The sequence below is a fragment of the Aquincola tertiaricarbonis genome, from assembly GCF_023573145.1.
Taxonomy (GTDB): Bacteria; Pseudomonadota; Gammaproteobacteria; order Burkholderiales; family Burkholderiaceae_C; genus Aquincola; species Aquincola tertiaricarbonis_B.
Genome location: NZ_CP097636.1, coordinates 489,758 through 503,658, shown reverse-complemented (window position 1 = coordinate 503,658; position 13,901 = coordinate 489,758). Strand labels below are relative to the sequence as shown.

10 protein-coding genes, 3 tRNA genes and 3 rRNA genes are annotated in these 13,901 nt (G+C 61.8%); 3 read left to right on the top strand and 13 right to left on the bottom strand.

Features of this window, described 5'->3' with window-relative positions; translation table 11 throughout:
• Positions 1 to 24: 24 nt before the first annotated feature.
• The gene (locus tag MW290_RS16555; protein WP_250198809.1) at positions 25 to 993 is read left to right on the top strand and encodes a tripartite tricarboxylate transporter substrate-binding protein; all 969 of its coding nucleotides are present in this window, start codon (positions 25 to 27) and stop codon (positions 991 to 993) included.
• A gap of 150 nt (positions 994 to 1,143) precedes the next feature.
• Here MW290_RS16555 and rrf read toward each other — a convergent pair.
• From rrf to MW290_RS16510, 9 genes are all read right to left on the bottom strand, one after another.
• A 5S ribosomal RNA gene (gene rrf / locus MW290_RS16550) occupies positions 1,144 to 1,256 on the bottom strand.
• 119 nt (positions 1,257 to 1,375) lie between these two features.
• Positions 1,376 to 4,249 (bottom strand): 23S ribosomal RNA (locus tag MW290_RS16545).
• 284 nt (positions 4,250 to 4,533) lie between these two features.
• Positions 4,534 to 4,609, bottom strand: a tRNA-Ala gene (locus MW290_RS16540).
• Between the two features lie 7 nt (positions 4,610 to 4,616).
• Positions 4,617 to 4,693, bottom strand: a tRNA-Ile gene (locus MW290_RS16535).
• 62 nt (positions 4,694 to 4,755) lie between these two features.
• Positions 4,756 to 6,284, bottom strand: a 16S ribosomal RNA gene (locus tag MW290_RS16530).
• Together the 16S, 23S and 5S rRNA genes with 2 tRNA genes alongside form the textbook arrangement of a ribosomal RNA operon.
• 394 nt (positions 6,285 to 6,678) lie before the next feature.
• Positions 6,679 to 8,478: a phosphoenolpyruvate--protein phosphotransferase gene (gene ptsP, locus MW290_RS16525; RefSeq protein WP_250198808.1), complete on the bottom strand. Its 1,800-nt coding sequence runs from the start codon at positions 8,476 to 8,478 to the stop codon at positions 6,679 to 6,681.
• A 60-nt stretch (positions 8,479 to 8,538) separates the two neighbouring features.
• A complete protein-coding gene (locus tag MW290_RS16520; RefSeq protein WP_250198807.1) occupies positions 8,539 to 8,808 on the bottom strand; it encodes an HPr family phosphocarrier protein in 270 nt (89 codons plus the stop codon).
• On the bottom strand, positions 8,777 to 9,226 hold the full coding sequence (locus MW290_RS16515) for a PTS sugar transporter subunit IIA (protein WP_250200029.1): 450 nt from the start codon (positions 9,224 to 9,226) through the stop codon (positions 8,777 to 8,779). Before MW290_RS16515 ends, MW290_RS16520 begins: the two co-directional genes overlap by 32 nt.
• An 86-nt stretch (positions 9,227 to 9,312) precedes the next feature.
• On the bottom strand, positions 9,313 to 9,858 hold the full coding sequence (locus tag MW290_RS16510; protein ID WP_250198806.1) for a hypothetical protein: 546 nt from the start codon (positions 9,856 to 9,858) through the stop codon (positions 9,313 to 9,315).
• 37 nt (positions 9,859 to 9,895) lie between these two features.
• On the opposite strand from MW290_RS16510, the gene MW290_RS16505 reads away from it, so the two are divergent.
• A complete protein-coding gene (locus MW290_RS16505) occupies positions 9,896 to 11,170 on the top strand; it encodes a CaiB/BaiF CoA transferase family protein (protein ID WP_250198805.1) in 1,275 nt (424 codons plus the stop codon).
• Complete coding sequence (locus MW290_RS16500) at positions 11,170 to 11,865, top strand: alpha/beta fold hydrolase (RefSeq protein WP_250198804.1); 696 nt, start codon at positions 11,170 to 11,172, stop codon at positions 11,863 to 11,865. The genes MW290_RS16505 and MW290_RS16500 overlap by 1 nt, the downstream gene beginning before the upstream one ends.
• A gap of 34 nt (positions 11,866 to 11,899) precedes the next feature.
• Here MW290_RS16500 and MW290_RS16495 read toward each other — a convergent pair whose 3' ends face one another.
• The 4 genes from MW290_RS16495 to hrcA form a co-directional block, all read right to left on the bottom strand.
• Positions 11,900 to 12,217: a type II toxin-antitoxin system RelE/ParE family toxin gene (locus tag MW290_RS16495; protein WP_250198803.1), complete on the bottom strand. Its 318-nt coding sequence runs from the start codon at positions 12,215 to 12,217 to the stop codon at positions 11,900 to 11,902.
• Entirely contained in the window at positions 12,214 to 12,507 is a 294-nt protein-coding gene (locus MW290_RS16490; protein ID WP_250198802.1) for a YlcI/YnfO family protein, read from the bottom strand. The genes MW290_RS16495 and MW290_RS16490 overlap by 4 nt, the downstream gene beginning before the upstream one ends.
• Positions 12,508 to 12,747: 240 nt before the next feature.
• Positions 12,748 to 12,824, bottom strand: a tRNA-Ile gene (locus tag MW290_RS16485).
• Between the two features lie 39 nt (positions 12,825 to 12,863).
• Positions 12,864 to 13,892: a heat-inducible transcriptional repressor HrcA gene (gene hrcA / locus MW290_RS16480; RefSeq protein ID WP_250198801.1), complete on the bottom strand. Its 1,029-nt coding sequence runs from the start codon at positions 13,890 to 13,892 to the stop codon at positions 12,864 to 12,866.
• Positions 13,893 to 13,901 lie beyond the last annotated feature (9 nt).

Below are 13,901 nucleotides of genomic sequence, written 5' to 3'. Positions count from 1 at the left end.
CCGCACAGCTAGGAGCCTATGGCCATGAAGAAATCTTTGATCGGCGGCGCGTTGATGGCGATCAGCGCCGCAGTCTTCGCACAATACCCCACCAAGCCCGTGACTATCGTCGTGCCGTTCACGGCCGGCGGCCCCACAGACAAGGTGGCACGTGACTTGGCCGAAGCGCTGCGCAAGCCGCTCGGCGGTACCATCATCATCGAGAACGTCGGCGGCGCTGGCGGTACGCTGGGCGCTGCCAAGGTGGCCAAAGCCGCCCCCGACGGCTACACGCTGCTGCTGCATCACATCGGCATCGCCACCGCGCCGGCGCTGTACCGCAGCCTGCCTTACAAGACGCTCGACGACTTCGAGTATCTGGGCATGGTCAACGAAGTACCGATGACGCTGATCGGCCGTCCTTCGCTGCCGGCGAACAACTACGCCGAGCTGGTGAAGTGGCTGGAACAGAACAAAGGCAAGGTCAACCTCGCCAATGCGGGCCTGGGCGCTGCATCTCACCTGTGTGGCCTGCTGCTGCAATCCACCATGAAGATCGACATGACCACCGTCCCTTACAAGGGCACCGCACCGGCCATGAACGATCTCCTGGGCGGCCAGGTCGACATCATGTGCGACCAGACCACCAATACCTCCGGCCAGATTGAAGCGGGCAAGGTCAAGGCTTTCGCGGTCACCACGCCTCAGCGCCTGAAGACGCCTTCGCTGGCGCAACTGCCCACGTTGGACGAATCCGGCCTGAAGGGCTTCAACGTCACCATCTGGCACGGCCTGTATGCCCCCAAGGGCACGCCCGCACCGGTGATGGAAAAGATCAACACGGCCCTGCGCGCAGCGCTGAAGGATGCGGACTTCATCAAGCGTGAAGAAGCACTTGGCGCGGTGGTGGTGACTGACAGCCGCGTTGGCGGCGCCGAGCACAAGAAGTTTGTGCAGGCCGAAATCGAGAAGTGGTCGCCGATCATCAAGGCGGCGGGCCAATACGCAGACTGATTCTGCTGACCTTGTCGTGCACCATCCTCAACGGCCCTTCGGGGCCGTTTTCTTTGGGCGATCGAGACCAGTGTTGTTGAAAACGCAATCGCCCAAAAGGCAAAACCCCCGCTCAACGATAGGTTGAGCGGGGGTCTGCGCGGGTAAATAGCCTGACGATGTCCTACTTTCACACGGGAATCCGCACTATCATCGGCGCTGAGGCGTTTCACTGTCCTGTTCGGGATGGGAAGGAGTGGGACCACCTCGCTATGGTCATCAGGCTTGACGGGTTGCCAAGTTGACATGTTGGTCAACTCAGCCAATTCAAAGAGTATAAATCAGTTCAACGATTGAGCCTACACGGCATAACTGTACTTTGACGGTGTGCTGTCAAAGTTATAGGGTCAAGCCTCACGAGCAATTAGTACTGGTTAGCTTAACGCATTACTGCGCTTCCACACCCAGCCTATCAACGTCCTGGTCTAGAACGACTCTTCAGGGGGCTCGAGGCCCCGGCAAGACTCATCTTGAGACGAGTTTCCCGCTTAGATGCTTTCAGCGGTTATCTCTTCCGCACTTAGCTACTCGGCAATGCCACTGGCGTGACAACCGATACACCAGAGGTGCGTCCACTCCGGTCCTCTCGTACTAGGAGCAGGCTCTCTCAATCTTGCAGCGCCCACGGAAGATAGGGACCAAACTGTCTCACGACGTTTTAAACCCAGCTCACGTACCTCTTTAAATGGCGAACAGCCATACCCTTGGGACCGGCTACAGCCCCAGGATGAGATGAGCCGACATCGAGGTGCCAAACACCGCCGTCGATATGAACTCTTGGGCGGTATCAGCCTGTTATCCCCAGAGTACCTTTTATCCGTTGAGCGATGGCCCTTCCATACAGAACCACCGGATCACTTTGTCCTACTTTCGTACCTGCTCGACTTGTCAGTCTCGCAGTCAAGCACGCTTATGCCAATGCACTATCAGCACGATTTCCGACCGTGCCTAGCGTACCTTCGAACTCCTCCGTTACACTTTGGGAGGAGACCGCCCCAGTCAAACTGCCCACCATACACTGTCCCCAACCCGGATCACGGGCCAAGGTTAGAACCTCAAACACACCAGGGTGGTATTTCAACGTCGGCTCCACCCAATCTAGCGACTGGGTTTCAAAGCCTCCCACCTATCCTACACAGATCTGTTCAAAGTCCAATGTAAAGCTACAGTAAAGGTTCATGGGGTCTTTCCGTCTTTCCGCGGGGAGATTGCATCATCACAAACATTTCAACTTCGCTGAGTCTCTGGAGGAGACAGTGTGGCCATCGTTACGCCATTCGTGCAGGTCGGAACTTACCCGACAAGGAATTTCGCTACCTTAGGACCGTTATAGTTACGGCCGCCGTTTACTGGGACTTCAATCAAGAGCTTGCACCCCATCATTTAATCTTCCAGCACCGGGCAGGCGTCACACCCTATACGTCGACTTTCGTCTTTGCAGAGTGCTGTGTTTTTAATAAACAGTCGCAGCCACCGATTCTTTGCAACCTCATTGGGCTCCATCCGCGAGGGACTTCACCTACTAAAGGCACACCTTCTTCCGAAGTTACGGTGTCAATTTGCCGAGTTCCTTCTCCAGAGTTCTCTCAAGCGCCTTAGAATACTCATCTCGCGCACCAGTGTCGGTTTGCGGTACGGTCGTCAATAGCTGAAGCTTAGTGGCTTTTCCTGGAAGCAGGGTATCACTCACTTCAGAGGCAAGCCTCCTCGTTATCACACCTCAGCTAAGCCCTCCGGATTTGCCTAGAGGGCACGCCTACATGCTTGAACCGGGACATCCAACACCCGGCTGAGTTAACCTTCTCCGTCCCCACATCGCACTATTGATCGGTACAGGAATATTGACCTGTTTCCCATCAGCTACGCATCTCTGCCTCGCCTTAGGGGCCGACTCACCCTACGCCGATGAACGTTGCGTAGGAAACCTTGCGCTTTCGGCGAGGGGGCTTTTCACCCCCTTTAACGCTACTCATGTCAGCATTCGCACTTCTGATACCTCCAGCAGACCTCACGATCCACCTTCACAGGCGTACAGAACGCTCTCCTACCGCGCATCTTGCGATGCACCCGCAGCTTCGGTAACTGGCTTAGCCCCGTTACATCTTCCGCGCAGGACGACTCGATCAGTGAGCTATTACGCTTTCTTTAAATGATGGCTGCTTCTAAGCCAACATCCTGACTGTTTTAGCCTTCCCACTTCGTTTCCCACTTAGCCAATTTTAGGGACCTTAGCTGGCGGTCTGGGTTGTTTCCCTCTTGTGTCCGGACGTTAGCACCCGGTGCACTGTCTCCCAAGCTGTACTCATCGGTATTCGGAGTTTGCAATGGTTTGGTAAGTCGCCATGACCCCCTAGCCATAACAGTGCTCTACCCCCGATGGTAATACTTGAGGCACTACCTAAATAGTTTTCGGAGAGAACCAGCTATCTCCAGGTTTGTTTAGCCTTTCACCCCTATCCACAGCTCATCCGCTAGTTTTGCAACACTAGTCGGTTCGGACCTCCAGCACCTGTTACGGTACCTTCATCCTGGCCATGGATAGATCACCTGGTTTCGGGTCTACACCCAGCGACTGAACGCCCTATTCGGACTCGATTTCTCTACGCCTTCCCTATTCGGTTAAGCTCGCCACTGAATGTAAGTCGCTGACCCATTATACAAAAGGTACGCCGTCACCTTGCGGCTCCGACTTTTTGTATGCATGCGGTTTCAGGATCTATTTCACTCCCCTCCCGGGGTTCTTTTCGCCTTTCCCTCACGGTACTAGTTCACTATCGGTCGATTACGAGTATTTAGCCTTGGAGGATGGTCCCCCCATCTTCAGACAGGATTTCACGTGTCCCGCCCTACTTGTCGCACGCTTAGTTCCACAGCCGTCTTTTTTCATACGGGGCTATCACCCGCTATGGCCAGCCTTTCCAGACTGTTCTGATAAGTCGACTGCTAAAACGTGCAGGCTCTTCCGATTTCGCTCGCCACTACTTTCGGAATCTCGGTTGATGTCTTTTCCTCGAGCTACTGAGATGTTTCAGTTCACCCGGTTCGCCTCGTGACCCTATGTATTCAGATCACGATGACCTTACGGTCGGGTTTCCCCATTCGGAAATCTCCGGATCACAGCTAATTTGCCAGCTCCCCGAAGCTTATCGCAGGCTATCACGTCCTTCGTCGCCTGTAATCGCCAAGGCATCCACCACATGCACTTAGTCACTTGACCCTATAACTTTGACACCTTCAGCCGAAGGCATCGTCAAGGACTGAAAATCAACTTGCGTTGACTTTGAGTATTTACGCGTTATGCCGAACTTCTTCGAACTTGCATTCGTCGAAGTTTGTGTATTTGACGCAATCATTGAACTATGCTGACTTGTCCGCGCTTTCACGCAGTCCATCAGCACATTACTGATTTCGACTCTTTGAATTGTTAAAGAACGACAGGCAATCCACTGAAGAATCGCACAGGCCAAGAACCATCACAGTTCCTGGCCTGAACGAGCCAATTGGTGGAGGTGAACGGGATCGAACCGATGACCCCCTGCTTGCAAAGCAGGTGCTCTCCCAGCTGAGCTACACCCCCCAATAGGTGGTGGGTCTGGTTGGATTCGAACCAACGACCCCCGCCTTATCAAGACGGTGCTCTAACCGACTGAGCTACAGACCCCAATCTGCCGTCAAGTACAGCCGATAAGCGTGGGCGCAAGAATTAAAGCACCAGTTTTCCAGAAAGGAGGTGATCCAGCCGCACCTTCCGATACGGCTACCTTGTTACGACTTCACCCCAGTCACGAACCCTGCCGTGGTAATCGCCCTCCTTGCGGTTAGGCTAACTACTTCTGGCAGAACCCGCTCCCATGGTGTGACGGGCGGTGTGTACAAGACCCGGGAACGTATTCACCGCGGCAAGCTGATCCGCGATTACTAGCGATTCCGACTTCACGCAGTCGAGTTGCAGACTGCGATCCGGACTACGACCGGTTTTCTGGGATTGGCTCCCCCTCGCGGGTTGGCAGCCCTCTGTACCGGCCATTGTATGACGTGTGTAGCCCTACCCATAAGGGCCATGAGGACCTGACGTCATCCCCACCTTCCTCCGGTTTGTCACCGGCAGTCTCATTAGAGTGCCCTTTCGTAGCAACTAATGACAAGGGTTGCGCTCGTTGCGGGACTTAACCCAACATCTCACGACACGAGCTGACGACGGCCATGCAGCACCTGTGTTCTGGCTCTCTTTCGAGCACTCCCAAATCTCTTCAGGATTCCAGACATGTCAAGGGTAGGTAAGGTTTTTCGCGTTGCATCGAATTAAACCACATCATCCACCGCTTGTGCGGGTCCCCGTCAATTCCTTTGAGTTTCAACCTTGCGGCCGTACTCCCCAGGCGGTCAACTTCACGCGTTAGCTTCGTTACTGAGAAGAAACCCTCCCAACAACCAGTTGACATCGTTTAGGGCGTGGACTACCAGGGTATCTAATCCTGTTTGCTCCCCACGCTTTCGTGCATGAGCGTCAGTGCAGGCCCAGGGGATTGCCTTCGCCATCGGTGTTCCTCCGCATATCTACGCATTTCACTGCTACACGCGGAATTCCATCCCCCTCTGCCGCACTCTAGCCATGCAGTCACAAATGCAGTTCCCAGGTTGAGCCCGGGGATTTCACATCTGTCTTGCATAACCGCCTGCGCACGCTTTACGCCCAGTAATTCCGATTAACGCTTGCACCCTACGTATTACCGCGGCTGCTGGCACGTAGTTAGCCGGTGCTTATTCTTCAGGTACCGTCATTACCCCAGGGTATTAGCCCAGAGCGTTTCTTCCCTGACAAAAGCGGTTTACAACCCGAAGGCCTTCTTCCCGCACGCGGCATGGCTGGATCAGGCTTGCGCCCATTGTCCAAAATTCCCCACTGCTGCCTCCCGTAGGAGTCTGGGCCGTGTCTCAGTCCCAGTGTGGCTGGTCGTCCTCTCAGACCAGCTACAGATCGTCGCCTTGGTAGGCCTTTACCCCACCAACTAGCTAATCTGACATCGGCCGCTCCAAAAGCGCGAGGTCTTGCGATCCCCCGCTTTCACCCTCAGGTCTCATGCGGTATTAATCCGGCTTTCGCCGGGCTATCCCCCACTTCTGGGCACGTTCCGATGCATTACTCACCCGTTCGCCACTCGTCGCCAGGTTGCCCCGCGTTACCGTTCGACTTGCATGTGTAAGGCATGCCGCCAGCGTTCAATCTGAGCCAGGATCAAACTCTTTAGTTCGATCTTGATTTTTGCTCAAAGAATTGAAGTGAACTTCACTTCCATGAGCGTTTGAGGTTATAAACCCCGTGCCTTGCGGCTATCGGTGCTCGCCTTCAAACGCCCACACTTATCGGCTGTAACTTTTTAAAGAACTGCGCCTCTTTCGAGTCGCTGCTGATTCGTTTCAGTAATCAGCGAAGACAGTGATTATGACGTTGTTTTCAAATCCCTGTCAACTGCAAGGTCTTTCGACCTTCTCGCTAACTTCCTTCCCCGTCGCCGCTTCCGGCTAAACGCTTCAGTGATCAGCGAAGCCTTGCACTGTAGCACGGGTTTTGAAGAGCGCGCAAGCGGGGCACGAAAAAAGTTAGGGCGGCACCTGCGCGCCGCCCAGATGCTCAACCTCAGAGGGCTACTGCAGGGGCGTCCCGCTGAGGGTCGCGCCCGCCTCGACGCGCCGGAACGCATCCTGCGCGGCAGTCATCGGATCGTCCGCGGACAACACCGCCTCCAGCCCTGCCTTGAGGCGGCGCGTGTCGGCACGCAGAACGCGGTGCTTCACGGAAGCAATCTGGGCCGGGTGCATAGAGAGGCTGCGCAAGCCCATCGCCAGCAGCAGCTCGGTGAAGGCAACGTCGCCCGCCATCTCCCCGCAGACGCTCACATGCTTGCCGGCTGCATTGGCCATGGCGATGCTGTCGGCCACCAGGCGCAGCACTGCCGGGTGCCATGGGTCATAGAGGTGGGAGACATGCTCGTCAGCCCGATCGATGGCCAGCGTGTACTGGATCAGGTCGTTGGTGCCGATCGAGATGAAGTCGAAGAACTGGAGGAAGCGCTTGAGCATCAGCGCTGCCGCGGGAATCTCGATCATGGCGCCGACCTCGACGTCGACGAACGGCCGTCCGGCGTCTGCCAGCTGTTGCTTGGCGCGGGCGATCGACTCGAAGGTCTGCCGGATCTCGGACAGGTGCGCGACCATGGGAATGAGCAGGCGCACCTTGCCGTGGGCACTGGCCCGCAGGATGGCACGCAGCTGCTGGCGGAACATCGCCGGCTCGGCCAGGCTCCAGCGGATGGCGCGCAGCCCAAGCGCAGGGTTGAGCACATGCTCATGCCGCAACTCGCTCACGCTCATGCGCTCGATGGGCTTGTCGGCGCCGATGTCCACCGTGCGGATGGTGACCGGCAACCCCTTCATGCCCAGCACCGCATCGCGGTAGGCCTCGTACTGTTCGTCCTCGCCGGGCATGTCGTCCGGCGCGCGGTTCATGAACAGGAATTCGCTGCGGAACAGGCCCACGCCCACAGCGCCGGCATCCACGGCGGCGGCAGCATCGGTGGGCAGCTCGATGTTGGCCAGCAAATCGATGGCCTGACCATCGAGCGTGACGGCCGGCATGTGGCGCAGGCGGTTGAGGCGGGCGCGCTCCAGCTCGCTCTGGCGCTGGCGGAAGCGGTACTCCTCCAGCACGATGGGCGACGGGTCGACGATGACGACGCCATGGTCGCCGTCGATGACGATCCAGTCGTCCTGGCGGATCAGGCGGCTGGCCTCGCGGGCGCCGACCACTGCCGGGATGTCCATGCTGCGGGCGACGATGGCCGTGTGCGAGGTCTTGCCGCCTACGTCGGTGACGAAGCCGGTGAACACGCTGCGGCGGAACTGCAGCATGTCGGCCGGTGCGATGTCGCTGGCCACCAGCACCAGCGGATCTTCACCGCCGAAGTCGCGGCTGGCCTGCGCCACGGGCGCGACCGCCGGGTTGCTCTTGCGCGCCAAGGCCCGCAGCAGGCGTTCGGTGACCTGCTCCATGTCGGCCTTGCGCTCGCGCAGGTACTCGTCCTCCATCTCGTCGAACTGACGGGCCAGGACTTCGAGCTGGGCCGAGACCGCCCACTCGGCGTTGTAGTGCCGGTCGCGGATCCACTGCTTGGTGGCGGTGGCCAGCATCTCGTCGTGCAACAGCATCAGGTGCACGTCGAGCAGCGCCGACAACTCGGCCGGCGCATCGGGGGGCAGGTCACGCTGCAGCGTGCTCAGCTCGGTGGCGACCTCGTTGCGCGCGGACTTGAGCCGCTCGATTTCCGCATCGGCTTGCGATGCGTCGATGAAATAGTGCGCAACATCGATACGGCTGGACGCCACCAGCACTGCGCGACCAATGGCGACGCCGCGGGACACCGGCAGGCCAAACACCTGAATGCTCATACAGCCAATGTAGCAGTGAGCATGCCAGCCGCCACCCGGGGCAGCCCGGTGAAAAAAGACCTATTGGCCTTCGCCGAACTTGTCGTTGACGAGGGCCACGATGGCGTCCACGGCGGCCTGCTCGTCCGGGCCTTCCACGTCCAGCTCCAGCTCGGTGCCCATGCCTGCGGCCAGCATCATCACGCCCATGATGCTCTTGGCGTTGACCCGGCGGCCGTTGCGCGTCAAAAACACTTCGCTGGCAAAGCTGGCTGCCAGTTTGGTGAGCTTGGCCGAAGCGCGGGCATGCAGCCCCAGCTTATTGCTGATGGTGAGCGTGGTCTTGAGCATCTGTGTTGGTTTGATAGGCCTGGTTCTGCGGACGGGTGTTCCCCACCGGCATCACACCCTGCGTCGCCCCGGCCAGCGCACGCGAAACGAGATTCTCGAGCGGCTCGTTGCCGTAACACAGCGCGCGCCACAACATCGGCACGTTGACGCCGGTGACGACCCGGACCTGCACGCCGTCGGACAGCCTCTGCGCCACGTTGCAGGGCGTGGCGCCGAACACGTCGGTGAAGATCAGCGCCTGGGGGCTGCGCACCTTGGCAAGTGCCTCGCGGGCCAGCACTTCGGCCTGCTCGGGCGTCATCTCGGGGGTGACGTCGACCGCCTGGATGCGCGCGGCGCACTCGGGAAAGGTGTGCTGCGCCACGTCGCGCAGGGCCGAAGCCAGCGGCGCGTGGGCAAGGATGACGAGACCGGGGATCATGGGGGGTGGAGCGTACTCGGGATTGCCCCTAGGCCCGGCAATGACGTTGCAAACCCGTCAAGACGAGGGGGAGCGTGCCGCCGTCAGCCGCCGGCCTTGAGCGACCCGAAGAAGGTTTCGACTGCATCCGGGGCCACGCGGTTCCCCAGCACCGTCGCCTGGTACACCAGGGTGCCGCGGGAGAACAGCAGCATCTGCGCCTTCAAGGGCTGCCCATCCGGCTGACGCCCGGCCAGTTCGTAGCGCCCGCCTGATGCACCCGCCGCAGCCCCGGGCACCTCCAGCGGTTGGGGCGGGGGCAGGCTGCCGGCTCCCAGGTTGGCCGCGGTGCCTGCCGCCAGGGCCTGCAGCGCCGGCCCCACCCGCGCCGGATCGGCCACGTCGGCATGGCTGAGGCCGAAGGTCATGCCGTCAGCCTCGCAGGCCAACACCGTCAACTTGGCCGGGGCGCCGGCCAGCGGCACGCTGCGGGTGGGGCCGCTGGGCTTGCACGGAAACAGTGCCAGCAGGTCGGCGCCTTCCGGCCGAACGTCGCGCCAGTTGAGGGAAGGCGAACAACCCGCCAGCCAGAGGCCGGCCAGGATGCAGGCGCCGGCGACGCAGGCGCGGAGCGGAGTTGGAAGGTGCACGCGCCATTATCCCGGGGCGCCGGCTTAGCATGGGCGGATGACCGAAGCCGTATCCAGCCCCACTCTCCCGCCGGCCGCGCCCGGTGCCTTGAACGGTGTACGTGTGCTCGACCTGTCGCGCGTGCTGGCCGGCCCCTGGTGCACGCAGACGCTGGCCGACCTGGGCGCCGACGTGATCAAGGTGGAGCGGCCGCCCGGCGAGCGCCACCCGGGCGGGGACGACACCCGGGGCTGGGGCCCGCCCTTCCTGAAGGACCGCGACGGCCTGGACACGGCGGAGGCGGCCTACTACCTGGGCGCCAACCGCAACAAGCGCTCGATCACCATCGACATCGCCACGCCGGCCGGCCAGGACCTGGTGCGGCGGCTGGTGACGCAGTGCGACGTGTTCGTGGAGAACTACAAGGTGGGCGACATGGCCCGCTACGGGCTGGACGCTGCCACGCTGCTGCAACTGAACCCGCGGCTGGTGTACTGCTCGGTCACCGGCTTCGGCCAGACCGGCCCCTACCGTGACCGCGCCGGCTACGACTACGCGGTGCAGGGCCTGGGTGGCCTGATGAGCATCACCGGCGAGCGTGACGACCTGCCCGGCGGCGGACCGCAGAAGGTGGGCGTGGCGGTGGCCGACCTGTTCACCGGCATGTACGCCACCGTGGCCATCCTGGCGGCGCTGCGCCACCGGGACGCCACCGGCCAGGGCCAGGCGATCGACATGGCGCTGCTGGACACGCAGGTGGCCATGCTGGCCAACATGGGCGCCAACTACCTGGCCAGCGGCGTCGCACCCAAGCGGGCGGGCAATGCACACCAGAACATCGTGCCGTACCAGGTGTTCGAGGCGGCCGACGGCCACATGATCCTGGCGGTGGGCAATGACGGCCAGTTCGCCAAGTTCTGCCAGGTGGCGGGCGTTCCCGAGCTGGCGGCGGATCCGCGCTTCGTCAAGAACGCCGACCGGGTGCGCCACCGCGACGTGCTGGTGCCGATGCTGGCCGAGGTGCTGCGCACCCGCCCCAAGCAGACCTGGCTGGACGCGCTGGAGGCCGCCAAGGTGCCGTGCGGCGCCATCAACAACCTGGCAGAGGTGTTCGCCGACCCGCATGTGCTGGCGCGCGGCATGGTGACGCAGGTGCCGCACCCGCACACCGACAGCCTGCGGCTGGTGGCCAGCCCGATGAAGCTGTCGGCCACGCCGCCCACCGTGCGCCGGCCGCCGCCACTGCTGGGTGAACATACGCAGCAGGTGCTGGCCGAATTCGGCTTGTCGGCAGACGACTGCGCCGCGCTGCGGCAGGCAGGCGCCATCTGATGGACTACGTACTCGTGCATGGCGCCTGGCACGGCGCCTGGTGCTGGCGGCGAGTGCTGCCCGGCCTGTGGGCGGCCGGCCACCGGGCGTTTGCCGTATCGTTGACCGGCGTAGGGGAGCGGGCCCACCTGCTGCGGCCCGACATCAACCTGCAGACGCATGCCGACGACGTGTGCGCCGTCATCGAGGCCGAAGAACTGCAGGCTGCGGTGCTGGTGGGCCACAGCTACGGCGGCATCGTGATCACCGCGGTGGCTGACCGCCTAGCGGAGCGGTTGTCGCACCTGGTCTACCTGGATGCGGTGGTGCCCGAGCCGGGCGAAAGCTGGTCCAGCGGCCACACGCCCGAGACCCAGGCGGCCCGCCGCGCCGCCATCGCTGCCACCGGCACCCTCCCGCCGGCCGACCCCGCGGCTTTCGGTCTGCAGGGCGAAGACGCCGCGTGGGTGGCCCGCCGCCAGACACCGCAACCGGGCGGCGTGTACGACGACCTGCTGCACTTCGATGCGCAGCGCATCAACCGGCTGCCCCGCACTTTCATCGACTGCACCTCACCGGCGCTGGCCACCATCGATGTGATGCGCCGACGCGTGCGCGCCGCGCCTGGCTGGCAGGTGGTGGAGATCGCGACCGGCCACGACCCGATGGTGAGCGCGCCGGATGCACTGCTGGCGGCGCTGCTGGCGGTGGGCTGAAGTTGAGGGATGGCCGGGTGGTAGGGAAGCGGAATCACTGGTAGTCGGCCTCGTGCTGGTGGCGGACGGCCAGCACCACGACAAGCGCTGGCGAAGCGATTTCATACTTCAGTACATATCCAGAGGCCCCGAACGGCACGACAAGTTCGCGGCGCAGTTGGCTTCGAGACCCTGCTTCCTTGCGGAACAGAAATGGTGCCTTCGCAAGCGCAATCATGGCCTCCTCGACGGCCTGCAATGCGCGGTCCGCAACCTCGAGGTCCTCCACGTACTCAGCTCGATCGAGCAGGTACTGGTACAGCCGCTGGAGGTCCGCATTCGCCTCCGGGCCAAGCACCACCCGGAACGTCATGCAGCATCCGGACGATGCTTGCCTTGCAGTTCGCGCCGCTTGGCGTCAAGACGCCCCCGCATCTGTGCCACGACCTCCTGCGCTGGCACACCCTTGCCCGTCTGCTGGTATCGCGCCCAGGCCGCATCGGCGCGAGCATCGAATTCAGCTTGCATGCGCCGATAGTCAACCGCCTGACGGACGGTCGATTCCAAGAAGTCGGACAGGGTTTCGCCCTCGCGCAGAACTGATTCCAGGTCGGCTCTCAGCTGAGGCTCGACACGCACTTGCGGCAGGATGGCGGTCTTCATGCCGCCACTGTGTTGCAAACGTGTTGCGCCGTCAAGGGATCGTGAGCCGTCGCCTGGCGGACAACTCCATCGAGGTCACTACCTCAACAGCGAGCCCGTTAGCGGCCAGAAGCTCAGGAACCCGGTCCTGCAAACGGCTGCACAGAGGTCTTCAAGGGCGGCCCCCTCTGCCACGAGCCCACACCCCAACAGGGCGTCCACCTGGCCGAAAAAGCCAAGTGCTATTTTCGTTCAACCTTTTGGTAGGCCGTGTTGGACTTGAACCAACGACCAAAGGATTATGAGTCCTCTGCTCTAACCAACTGAGCTAACGGCCCCCGGGCGAAGCCGCGCATTGTAGGCAGGCCAGGCCGCGCTCAGCGTGGCTGCGACAGTGCGTTGGTCACCAGCCGCGAGGTGATGTCGACGATCTGGATCATGCGGTCGTAGGCCATGCGGGTGGGACCGATGACGCCCAGCGTGCCGACGACCTGGCCGTCTACCTCGTACGGGGCGCTGACGACCGACAGCTCCTCGAAGGGCACCACGCGACTTTCGCCGCCGATGTAGATGCGCACGCCCTCGGCGCGGCTGCTCACGTCCAGCAGGCGCATCAGCTGCGTCTTCTGCTCAAACAGGTCGAACATCTTGCGCAGCGAGCCCATGTCGTTGAAGTCCTGCACCGCCAGCAGGTTGCGCTCGCCGCTCACCACCACCTGATCTTCGCTTTCCTCCAGCGCCTCACCACCGGCCTGCACCGCGGCCTGCATCAGCGTGGCGATGTCGCCGCGCAGCGCCTCGATCTCGCGCTTGAGCCGCTCGCGCACACCGTCGATGGTCAAACCCGCGTAGTGCTGGTTCAGGAAGTTGGTGGCTTCCACCAGCTCGCTCTGGGTGTAGTCGCGGGCGGTGAAGATGACGCGGTTCTGCACGTCGCCGTCGGGCGCCACCAGGATGAGCAGCACCCGCCGCTCGCCCAGCCGCAGGAACTCGATGTGGTGGAAGACGCTGGTCTTGCGCGGCGCCGTGACCACCCCCACGAAGTTGGACAGGTTGGACAGCATGTGCGCCGCGGTGGCGATGACCCGCTGCGGCTGGTCGGGCTGCAGGTGGCCGCCCGCCGCCGCCATGTCGGCCGGCAGGTCGGCGGCGCCGAAGGGCCGCGCGGTGAGCATGGTGTCGACGAACAACCGGTAGCCGCGGGCCGTGGGAATGCGCCCCGCGCTGGTGTGCGGGCTGGCAATCAGGCCCAGCTCCTCCAGGTCGGCCATCACGTTGCGGATGGTGGCCGGCGACAGGTCCAGCCCCGACGCCTTGGACAAGGTGCGCGAACCCACGGGCTGGCCGTCCGCGATGTAGCGTTCGACCAGGGTCTTCAGCAGGGTTTTGGCGCGCTCGTCGAGCATGGTTTTTCA